The following is an 8,373-nucleotide window of genomic DNA, read 5'->3' as shown; positions in this document are numbered from 1 at the left end:
GCCCGGTGCAGTCTAAGCGTATCGGAAATACTGCCGGAGTTTTGTCCCCTTGGGGGGGCGCCCCAAGGGAGAGGTACACCGAGGAGGAAACGGCAGCTTCTCCGGGGACATAGCCCCAGTTTGAAAAGGAAACGCTTCCAACGGCTGAAACAACTACTTCGGTGGTCGCCAGTACCGGGAAGTGTTTCGAGGAGAAACCGGGCACTAATTACAGAGCTCAAAAAAAATACTCTCACGATGATAGGGAAAGGGAAAAAGCATATCACATGGTGTGGGCGGGCATTGGAGTACGACCTCGCCAAAGAGATAAAACGGGCAGGCAGTAGCCACCGAGATAGCCCCGGCATGAAACTTTTATGGGGTGTACTGGTGCGGAAAATGGTGGCAGGAAAATGAAAACCGTATCACATTGATTTTTCCGAACGTAAAAAAAACAACTGCCTACGTTTTCGAGGTCAGCCCCCTCGATAGAGGAAAAGCGCCACCTTTACGGATGCGGACTGGGCGGAAACTTGGTAAACGACTTCATGCAGCGCATGGGGTTTGGCGAACCACCAGTACATCATCATCCGGCCACAGCGGTACGGAGAGCAAGAAAGAGCAAGGCCCACCTGCACATACTGGCAAAACCGGGTTTCCCTTTCCGGGGAACTGTACCGGGACAACTGGATAGGGAAAAAGGCAACGGAAGCCGCCAATGCCATAGCCAAGGAACGGAACTTTGTACAGTCGCAGGACATTGGCAAAGTCAACAAAGCGGAAATCAAGGAAGCCATGGACGGCGTATTGAAGAAGATGCAGGGCTTTGACTTTACCAAATTCAAGGAAGAACTTGGTAAGAGAGGTTTTAAAGTCCGGGAAGCCAGGGCAAGCACCGGGAAACTTAACGGCTACTATGTCACAGCCCGAAGCGGTACGGAGTATAAGGCAAGCGAGATAGGGAAAGGCTACACTCTCGCCCATATCGAGCGGACACAAAGCAAACTGAAGTGCAACTCAATGAACATATCTCATGGAAACAAACTCACACCCGGAAGCGGCAGCTTCCAACGTTAAGCAGGGACAGTACAGCCCCCGGAAAAGAAAAGACACAACGCCAAGGGTAAACCCGCAGCTTGCGGTAGAACTGGTGTATCAAGAACTAAAGCGTGTTGAAGTCTATACGAAGCGCATAGAGGACGCAACAGCCCGAAAGGTACAAATAGACGGGAAAAGCCTTGAAAGTGCCGAAAATCGCCTAAAAAACGTATTGGCGGACTTTGAACGGCAGGGGTATAGAATGAAAAACGGCGGTTATGTGGACAAACGAATTTCGTTCTACTCAATCCTTTGTGCTGTTATCTCCCTATTGTTCGCTTGTTTCATGTGCTATCTTTGGACGGATGCAGCCAAAGACCGGGACAACTACAAGCAGTATTATGAATACTACCAAGAGCAGGCAAGGGAACAAAAGGGGAATAAATAAACATCTAACTTTACGAATTATGGGAACAGCGGAACACGAAGAACCCCGGTTCTTCTTCATACTGAACAAGGGTGCGAAGTCCGGCGGCGAAATCACCCATGCCGTCCTAAACGGTAGTATCGTTTCGAAGCCGGCAGGCTGGGACGCCTTTCATGGGCTTGTACTGGCGAAAGAGAAACTAAGCAGCGAGGAAATACAGCGGCAGATGAAAGAGCTTGGTGTAGAAATGGAAATCGTTCCTCTGATTTGACAAGATTACCCCGGTATATTTCAGCCGGGGTAATCTTGTCACTTATCCTTGATTTTCCCTTTAAGGGCATTTATAATCCACCCTTTTGGATTTGTTTTTGTCCTTGATTTTCCTCTAAGTATGGCGAGTTCTGTCATGATGTCTGGAAGTTCCATTTGTGCTGTTACAAATAAATCCCGGTTGTTTTTGATTTCTTTATCGGAGAACTCCAAAGATGTTTTTAAGTAACTTATCACTTGCCTACCTAAATCCCATGAAAGCCCGGTTTGCTTTTGTAGCTCTTTTTTGTATAGCTCTGCATCACGATGCTCTGGCTTGAATATTGGATAGAAGTTGAAACTTACAATTTTTTTCCCTTCCTTGTTTGCGGACCATTCGAATGTATAAGGACTTAGTTCGTCCAGCTCATTTTTTGCAGGTTCAATTACTTTCCGGACAAAATCGTTTGTCTTTGCGTATTTATCTTGTACTTTAAACATTTCTTTGAGCTGTTCAAGTGGATAGATTAGTTTTGTTTTCTGACCGCTTAAAAGTTCGTAGAACCGCATAGAATATACACTCTTAAACTTCATCGCAGTGGCTAATTCGTATTTGCGAAACCCTTTTGAAAAATCTAAGCAGCAGTCCCATATGTGTGAGTCTATTTGGAATGATACAACAGATGAACGCTTCTTTATCTTTGGCAATGCAATAATAGAAATGCTTATCCATTCTTTTTCATCCTCATAGGTAAAGATTTTCTTTTGTAGAGATAACAGTGCTTGTTTTACACGTGTGTAGTTTTCATCACTTTCTCCATTTAGCAATGAAGCAATAGGCATTGTGATGTGAACGGTATCAAAAAGTGTGTGTTCTATTTTTTTACAATCAGTTGCAAATCTAACTCCTTGGAGTTCACCTTGAGCCATTTCTACAATTCTATAAAGTATGCGCTTCTCATAAACGGAAAAGTCATACTTGGCTGTCGTCATAATATAGCTTTGTATTTGGTCTTTATTGACGACTGTTACACTGTTGTTCTTCTGTTGTTTCGTTTTCATCATCTACACGAAAGGATAAAATACTGTTGGCTTTATCTATGTGAGGAGCGTATATTTCAGAAAATTTTGCGAGGATAGAAATTGCGTTTTTAACCCTTTCAAATTCTTCTTTCTTAAAATGAACTATGATTTTCTTCATCCTTTATTGATTATTAGTATGTTGCGCAAATATAATAAGTAATTACGACTTGTGCAAATGAAAATCGTAGATGATGCAAAATAACATTCAAAAAGTCGTATTTGGAAGGGAAAATAACATTCAAAAAGTCGTAGTAATGTGTTAAATAGCATTCAAAAAGTCGTAGTAATGTGTTAAATAGATTGTGTAAGTTATTGGATTTCAGCATAATTTTTAGTTAAAAAAAAAAGCTGATAAGCATATAAACAAGTTATGCTTTATAACAAGTCATTGATTTTTTACGGATAAGTGGTTGATTTACTGTCGGAAAAAGAAAAACAATAGGGGAAAAAAGCAAAGCAAAACCAACCAACGGGCGGTAGGACTGTGAACGGCTTTTTATGGCGTGTACACATTTGTGTGCAAAAAGTTTGTATTTTATTGAAATATAGCTATCTTTGTACTGAATTTAAAAGCAAACAGATATGGAAGCATTATCAGTAAGAGAATACCGTAACAACCTCGCAGCGTCTTTCACCAAAGCTGACAATGGCGAGCAGGTACTAATTCGCAGGAAAAACGAGATTTACGCTTTGGTAAAAGTTGGTCGTGAAGATTTGATGATAACCCCGGAACTGCAAGCAAGGATTGACAAGGCAAGGGAAGAAATCAAATCCGGAAAGTGTGTTACCCTCAAAAGCAGTGAGGATATTGATGCTTATTTCGACAGTCTATGATGTACACAATTAGGGTTTCCGACGGGGTGGATAAGGTGATTGCCAAATGGAAGAAATCAAACCCCAATTTGTTCAAGAAGTATAAGAAAATCTACAAAGAATTGTTAGAGCACCCTAAGACTGGGCTTGGGCATCCCGAAGCGTTAAGGGGCGGTGGGGATATTACATGGTCTCGACACATTACCGCCCATGACCGGATAATCTATGACATTTACGAGGAAGTGGTAGAGGTCTACATTTTGGAGGTAGAGGGGCATTACAACGATAAATGATAAAACTGTTATGGTCGAATATTGTGTTTACTGGTTAGAGAACGGCGAGCCTATGCACGAGGTGTTCTCTAACCTTGCCGCCGCCGAGATGTACTCATGTGCGATAAGAGGGAAAGAAAACGTTGAATGGGTGGAGGTGTCCGAAGAAGAAGCCATTGATTTGGACGAACTGAAAGACATGTTCCCGGATGACTTCTGCGGCGTGTAATCCCCTTGGGTAGAAATTGTTAGGCTGTGGGGGATTTTCTAACACGCCGGGGCTTTTTGCCGGGCGGTTAGTGTGGATGTATTCCCATGCGGCATGTGTATATATAGCAAGAAGTGTCCTTGTCGGACAATTCTTGCTTTTCTCGCTTTGCTCAAAAAGATTTTAAGATTACCTTTGTGGCATGGAACTAAGACGGAACGAAAAGATTACATTCCGATGTACCGAACTTGAAAAGGACGCACTTGCGGAGCAGGCAGCCCGGTGCAGTCTAAGCGTATCGGAATACTGCCGGAGTTTGTCCCTTGGGGGGCGCCCAAGGGAGAGGTACACCGAGGAGGAACGGCAGCTTCTCCGGGACATAGCCCAGTTGAAAGGAACGCTCCAACGGCTGAACAACTACTTCGGTGGTCGCCAGTACCGGGAAGTGTTCGAGGAGAACCGGGCACTAATTACAGAGCTCAAAAAAATACTCTCACGATGATAGGGAAAGGGAAAAGCATATCACATGGTGTGGCGGCATTGGAGTACGACCTCGCCAAAGAGATAAACGGGCAGGCAGTAGCCACCGAGATAGCCCGGCATGAACTTTATGGGTGTACTGGTGCGGAAATGGTGCAGGAAATGAAACCGTATCACATTGATTTTCCGAACGTAAAAAACAACTGCCTACGTTTCGAGGTCAGCCCCTCGATAGAGGAAAGCGCCACCTTTACGGATGCGGACTGGGCGGAACTTGGTAACGACTTCATGCAGCGCATGGGGTTGGCGAACCACCAGTACATCATCATCCGGCACAGCGGTACGGAGAGCAAGAAAGAGCAAGCCCACCTGCACATACTGGCAAACCGGGTTTCCCTTTCCGGGGAACTGTACCGGGACAACTGGATAGGGAAAAAGGCAACGGAAGCCGCCAATGCCATAGCCAAGGAACGGAACTTTGTACAGTCGCAGGACATTGGCAAAGTCAACAAAGCGGAAATCAAGGAAGCCATGGACGGCGTATTGAAGAAGATGCAGGGCTTTGACTTTACCAAATTCAAGGAAGAACTTGGTAAGAGAGGTTTTAAAGTCCGGGAAGCCAGGGCAAGCACCGGGAAACTTAACGGCTACTATGTCACAGCCCGAAGCGGTACGGAGTATAAGGCAAGCGAGATAGGGAAAGGCTACACTCTCGCCCATATCGAGCGGACACAAAGCAAACTGAAGTGCAACTCAATGAACATATCTCATGGAAACAAACTCACACCCGGAAGCGGCAGCTTCCAACGTTAAGCAGGGACAGTACAGCCCCCGGAAAAGAAAAGACACAACGCCAAGGGTAAACCCGCAGCTTGCGGTAGAACTGGTGTATCAAGAACTAAAGCGTGTTGAAGTCTATACGAAGCGCATAGAGGACGCAACAGCCCGAAAGGTACAAATAGACGGGAAAAGCCTTGAAAGTGCCGAAAATCGCCTAAAAAACGTATTGGCGGACTTTGAACGGCAGGGGTATAGAATGAAAAACGGCGGTTATGTGGACAAACGAATTTCGTTCTACTCAATCCTTTGTGCTGTTATCTCCCTATTGTTCGCTTGTTTCATGTGCTATCTTTGGACGGATGCAGCCAAAGACCGGGACAACTACAAGCAGTATTATGAATACTACCAAGAGCAGGCAAGGGAACAAAAGGGGAATAAATAAACATCTAACTTTACGAATTATGGGAACAGCGGAACACGAAGAACCCCGGTTCTTCTTCATACTGAACAAGGGTGCGAAGTCCGGCGGCGAAATCACCCATGCCGTCCTAAACGGTAGTATCGTTTCGAAGCCGGCAGGCTGGGACGCCTTTCATGGGCTTGTACTGGCGAAAGAGAAACTAAGCAGCGAGGAAATACAGCGGCAGATGAAAGAGCTTGGTGTAGAAATGGAAATCGTTCCTCTGATTTGACAAGATTACCCCGGTATATTTCAGCCGGGGTAATCTTGTCACTTATCCTTGATTTTCCCTTTAAGGGCATTTATAATCCACCCTTTTGGATTTGTTTTTGTCCTTGATTTTCCTCTAAGTATGGCGAGTTCTGTCATGATGTCTGGAAGTTCCATTTGTGCTGTTACAAATAAATCCCGGTTGTTTTTGATTTCTTTATCGGAGAACTCCAAAGATGTTTTTAAGTAACTTATCACTTGCCTACCTAAATCCCATGAAAGCCCGGTTTGCTTTTGTAGCTCTTTTTTGTATAGCTCTGCATCACGATGCTCTGGCTTGAATATTGGATAGAAGTTGAAACTTACAATTTTTTTCCCTTCCTTGTTTGCGGACCATTCGAATGTATAAGGACTTAGTTCGTCCAGCTCATTTTTTGCAGGTTCAATTACTTTCCGGACAAAATCGTTTGTCTTTGCGTATTTATCTTGTACTTTAAACATTTCTTTGAGCTGTTCAAGTGGATAGATTAGTTTTGTTTTCTGACCGCTTAAAAGTTCGTAGAACCGCATAGAATATACACTCTTAAACTTCATCGCAGTGGCTAATTCGTATTTGCGAAACCCTTTTGAAAAATCTAAGCAGCAGTCCCATATGTGTGAGTCTATTTGGAATGATACAACAGATGAACGCTTCTTTATCTTTGGCAATGCAATAATAGAAATGCTTATCCATTCTTTTTCATCCTCATAGGTAAAGATTTTCTTTTGTAGAGATAACAGTGCTTGTTTTACACGTGTGTAGTTTTCATCACTTTCTCCATTTAGCAATGAAGCAATAGGCATTGTGATGTGAACGGTATCAAAAAGTGTGTGTTCTATTTTTTTACAATCAGTTGCAAATCTAACTCCTTGGAGTTCACCTTGAGCCATTTCTACAATTCTATAAAGTATGCGCTTCTCATAAACGGAAAAGTCATACTTGGCTGTCGTCATAATATAGCTTTGTATTTGGTCTTTATTGACGACTGTTACACTGTTGTTCTTCTGTTGTTTCGTTTTCATCATCTACACGAAAGGATAAAATACTGTTGGCTTTATCTATGTGAGGAGCGTATATTTCAGAAAATTTTGCGAGGATAGAAATTGCGTTTTTAACCCTTTCAAATTCTTCTTTCTTAAAATGAACTATGATTTTCTTCATCCTTTATTGATTATTAGTATGTTGCGCAAATATAATAAGTAATTACGACTTGTGCAAATGAAAATCGTAGATGATGCAAAATAACATTCAAAAAGTCGTATTTGGAAGGGAAAATAACATTCAAAAAGTCGTAGTAATGTGTTAAATAGCATTCAAAAAGTCGTAGTAATGTGTTAAATAGATTGTGTAAGTTATTGGATTTCAGCATAATTTTTAGTTAAAAAAAAAAGCTGATAAGCATATAAACAAGTTATGCTTTATAACAAGTCATTGATTTTTTACGGATAAGTGGTTGATTTACTGTCGGAAAAAGAAAAACAATAGGGGAAAAAAGCAAAGCAAAACCAACCAACGGGCGGTAGGACTGTGAACGGCTTTTTATGGCGTGTACACATTTGTGTGCAAAAAGTTTGTATTTTATTGAAATATAGCTATCTTTGTACTGAATTTAAAAGCAAACAGATATGGAAGCATTATCAGTAAGAGAATACCGTAACAACCTCGCAGCGTCTTTCACCAAAGCTGACAATGGCGAGCAGGTACTAATTCGCAGGAAAAACGAGATTTACGCTTTGGTAAAAGTTGGTCGTGAAGATGATTGGAAGAAATCAAATCCGGAAAGTGTGTTACCCTCAAAAGCAGTGAGGATATTGATGCTTATTTCGACAGTCTATGATGTACACAATTAGGGTTTCCGACGGGGTGGATAAGGTGATTGCCAAATGGAAGAAATCAAACCCCAATTTGTTCAAGAAGTATAAGAAAATCTACAAAGGTACTCATGTGCGATAAGAGGGAAAGAAAAAACGTTTGAATGGGTGGAGGTGTCCGAAGAAGAAGCCATTGATTTTGGACGAAACTGAAAGACATGTTTCCCGGATGACTTTCTGCGGCGTGTAATCCCCTTGGGTAGAAAATTGTTAGGCTGTGGGGGGATTTTTTCTAACACGCCGGGGCTTTTTTGCCGGGCGGTTAGTGTGGATGTATTCCCATGCGGGCATGTGTAATATATAGCAAGAAGTGTCCCTTGTCGGACAATTCTTGCTTTTTCTCGCTTTTGCTCAAAAAGATTTTTAAGATTACCTTTTGTGGCATGGAAACTAAGACGGAAACGAAAAAGATTACATTTCCGATTGTACCGAACTTGAAAAGGACGCACTTGCGGAGCAGGCA

The 8,373-nt window shown here is 42.6% G+C and carries 13 protein-coding genes and 3 pseudogenes; 12 read left to right on the top strand and 4 right to left on the bottom strand.

What is annotated here, in order from left to right:
- The first annotated feature begins 259 nt into the window (after positions 1 to 259).
- From mbpB (VCM39_RS22660) to VCM39_RS22650, 3 genes and pseudogenes are all read left to right on the top strand, one after another.
- A pseudogene (mbpB, locus tag VCM39_RS22660) lies at positions 260 to 1,056 on the top strand (mobilization protein MbpB).
- On the top strand, positions 1,013 to 1,465 hold the full coding sequence (mbpC, locus tag VCM39_RS22655) for a mobilization protein MbpC (RefSeq protein ID WP_004295511.1): 453 nt from the start codon (positions 1,013 to 1,015) through the stop codon (positions 1,463 to 1,465). The pseudogene mbpB (VCM39_RS22660) and the gene mbpC (VCM39_RS22655) overlap by 44 nt, the downstream one beginning before the upstream one ends.
- Before the next feature lie 19 nt (positions 1,466 to 1,484).
- Positions 1,485 to 1,715: a hypothetical protein gene (locus VCM39_RS22650; RefSeq protein WP_007560596.1), complete on the top strand. Its 231-nt coding sequence runs from the start codon at positions 1,485 to 1,487 to the stop codon at positions 1,713 to 1,715.
- 38 nt (positions 1,716 to 1,753) lie between these two features.
- Here the strand turns inward: VCM39_RS22650 and VCM39_RS22645 are convergent, their stop codons facing one another.
- The gene (locus VCM39_RS22645) at positions 1,754 to 2,758 is read right to left on the bottom strand and encodes a replication initiation protein (protein ID WP_007755890.1); all 1,005 of its coding nucleotides are present in this window, start codon (positions 2,756 to 2,758) and stop codon (positions 1,754 to 1,756) included.
- Positions 2,709 to 2,894, bottom strand: a complete 186-nt coding sequence (locus tag VCM39_RS22640; RefSeq protein ID WP_007560600.1) for a hypothetical protein — start codon at positions 2,892 to 2,894, stop codon at positions 2,709 to 2,711. The genes VCM39_RS22645 and VCM39_RS22640 overlap by 50 nt, the downstream gene beginning before the upstream one ends.
- A 464-nt stretch (positions 2,895 to 3,358) precedes the next feature.
- On the opposite strand from VCM39_RS22640, the gene VCM39_RS22635 reads away from it, so the two are divergent.
- The 7 genes from VCM39_RS22635 (at position 3,359) to VCM39_RS22605 (ending at position 6,021) form a co-directional block, all read left to right on the top strand.
- Positions 3,359 to 3,610, top strand: a complete 252-nt coding sequence (locus VCM39_RS22635; protein WP_004295507.1) for a hypothetical protein — start codon at positions 3,359 to 3,361, stop codon at positions 3,608 to 3,610.
- Positions 3,607 to 3,882 carry a type II toxin-antitoxin system YoeB family toxin gene (locus VCM39_RS22630; protein WP_004327436.1) on the top strand — a complete coding sequence of 92 codons (276 nt, stop codon included), beginning with the start codon at positions 3,607 to 3,609 and terminating at the stop codon, positions 3,880 to 3,882. The genes VCM39_RS22635 and VCM39_RS22630 overlap by 4 nt, the downstream gene beginning before the upstream one ends.
- Positions 3,883 to 3,892: 10 nt before the next feature.
- Complete coding sequence (locus tag VCM39_RS22625) at positions 3,893 to 4,090, top strand: hypothetical protein (RefSeq protein ID WP_007209655.1); 198 nt, start codon at positions 3,893 to 3,895, stop codon at positions 4,088 to 4,090.
- A 181-nt stretch (positions 4,091 to 4,271) separates the two neighbouring features.
- Entirely contained in the window at positions 4,272 to 4,571 is a 300-nt protein-coding gene (gene mbpA, locus VCM39_RS22620; protein ID WP_004327437.1) for a mobilization protein MbpA, read from the top strand.
- Positions 4,568 to 5,362: a mobilization protein MbpB gene (gene mbpB / locus VCM39_RS22615; RefSeq protein WP_007560590.1), complete on the top strand. Its 795-nt coding sequence runs from the start codon at positions 4,568 to 4,570 to the stop codon at positions 5,360 to 5,362. The genes mbpA and mbpB (VCM39_RS22615) overlap by 4 nt, the downstream gene beginning before the upstream one ends.
- Positions 5,319 to 5,771 (top strand): mobilization protein MbpC, encoded by a 453-nt coding sequence (gene mbpC / locus VCM39_RS22610; protein ID WP_004295511.1) that lies wholly within the window; start codon positions 5,319 to 5,321, stop codon positions 5,769 to 5,771. Before mbpB (VCM39_RS22615) ends, mbpC (VCM39_RS22610) begins: the two co-directional genes overlap by 44 nt.
- Before the next feature lie 19 nt (positions 5,772 to 5,790).
- Positions 5,791 to 6,021 carry a hypothetical protein gene (locus VCM39_RS22605; RefSeq protein ID WP_007560596.1) on the top strand — a complete coding sequence of 77 codons (231 nt, stop codon included), beginning with the start codon at positions 5,791 to 5,793 and terminating at the stop codon, positions 6,019 to 6,021.
- Between the two features lie 38 nt (positions 6,022 to 6,059).
- On the opposite strand, the gene VCM39_RS22600 is transcribed toward VCM39_RS22605, so the two are convergent.
- Entirely contained in the window at positions 6,060 to 7,064 is a 1,005-nt protein-coding gene (locus VCM39_RS22600; protein WP_007755890.1) for a replication initiation protein, read from the bottom strand.
- A complete protein-coding gene (locus VCM39_RS22595; protein ID WP_007560600.1) occupies positions 7,015 to 7,200 on the bottom strand; it encodes a hypothetical protein in 186 nt (61 codons plus the stop codon). Before VCM39_RS22595 ends, VCM39_RS22600 begins: the two co-directional genes overlap by 50 nt.
- 464 nt (positions 7,201 to 7,664) lie before the next feature.
- On the opposite strand from VCM39_RS22595, the pseudogene VCM39_RS22590 reads away from it, so the two are divergent.
- Positions 7,665 to 7,876, top strand: a pseudogene (locus VCM39_RS22590) (hypothetical protein).
- Positions 7,873 to 7,974 (top strand): annotated as a pseudogene (locus tag VCM39_RS22585) (type II toxin-antitoxin system mRNA interferase toxin, RelE/StbE family); the annotation flags it as partial. The pseudogenes VCM39_RS22590 and VCM39_RS22585, both read left to right, overlap by 4 nt.
- Positions 7,975 to 8,373: the final 399 nt, after the last annotated feature.

Source organism: Bacteroides mucinivorans (genome assembly GCF_034654355.2).
In the GTDB taxonomy this organism is placed as follows: Bacteria; Bacteroidota; Bacteroidia; order Bacteroidales; family Bacteroidaceae; genus Bacteroides; species Bacteroides nordii.
This window is presented reverse-complemented; position numbering and strand designations above follow the sequence as displayed.

Coding starts and splice junctions, on each gene's coding strand:
- mbpC (WP_004295511.1), top strand. CDS start 1,013: ATGGAAACAAACTCACACCCGGAAGCGGCAGCTTCCAACGTTAAGCAG.
- VCM39_RS22650 (WP_007560596.1), top strand. CDS start 1,485: ATGGGAACAGCGGAACACGAAGAACCCCGGTTCTTCTTCATACTGAAC.
- VCM39_RS22645 (WP_007755890.1), bottom strand. CDS start 2,758: ATGATGAAAACGAAACAACAGAAGAACAACAGTGTAACAGTCGTCAAT.
- VCM39_RS22640 (WP_007560600.1), bottom strand. CDS start 2,894: ATGAAGAAAATCATAGTTCATTTTAAGAAAGAAGAATTTGAAAGGGTT.
- VCM39_RS22635 (WP_004295507.1), top strand. CDS start 3,359: ATGGAAGCATTATCAGTAAGAGAATACCGTAACAACCTCGCAGCGTCT.
- VCM39_RS22630 (WP_004327436.1), top strand. CDS start 3,607: ATGATGTACACAATTAGGGTTTCCGACGGGGTGGATAAGGTGATTGCC.
- VCM39_RS22625 (WP_007209655.1), top strand. CDS start 3,893: ATGGTCGAATATTGTGTTTACTGGTTAGAGAACGGCGAGCCTATGCAC.
- mbpA (WP_004327437.1), top strand. CDS start 4,272: ATGGAACTAAGACGGAACGAAAAGATTACATTCCGATGTACCGAACTT.
- mbpB (WP_007560590.1), top strand. CDS start 4,568: ATGATAGGGAAAGGGAAAAGCATATCACATGGTGTGGCGGCATTGGAG.
- mbpC (WP_004295511.1), top strand. CDS start 5,319: ATGGAAACAAACTCACACCCGGAAGCGGCAGCTTCCAACGTTAAGCAG.
- VCM39_RS22605 (WP_007560596.1), top strand. CDS start 5,791: ATGGGAACAGCGGAACACGAAGAACCCCGGTTCTTCTTCATACTGAAC.
- VCM39_RS22600 (WP_007755890.1), bottom strand. CDS start 7,064: ATGATGAAAACGAAACAACAGAAGAACAACAGTGTAACAGTCGTCAAT.
- VCM39_RS22595 (WP_007560600.1), bottom strand. CDS start 7,200: ATGAAGAAAATCATAGTTCATTTTAAGAAAGAAGAATTTGAAAGGGTT.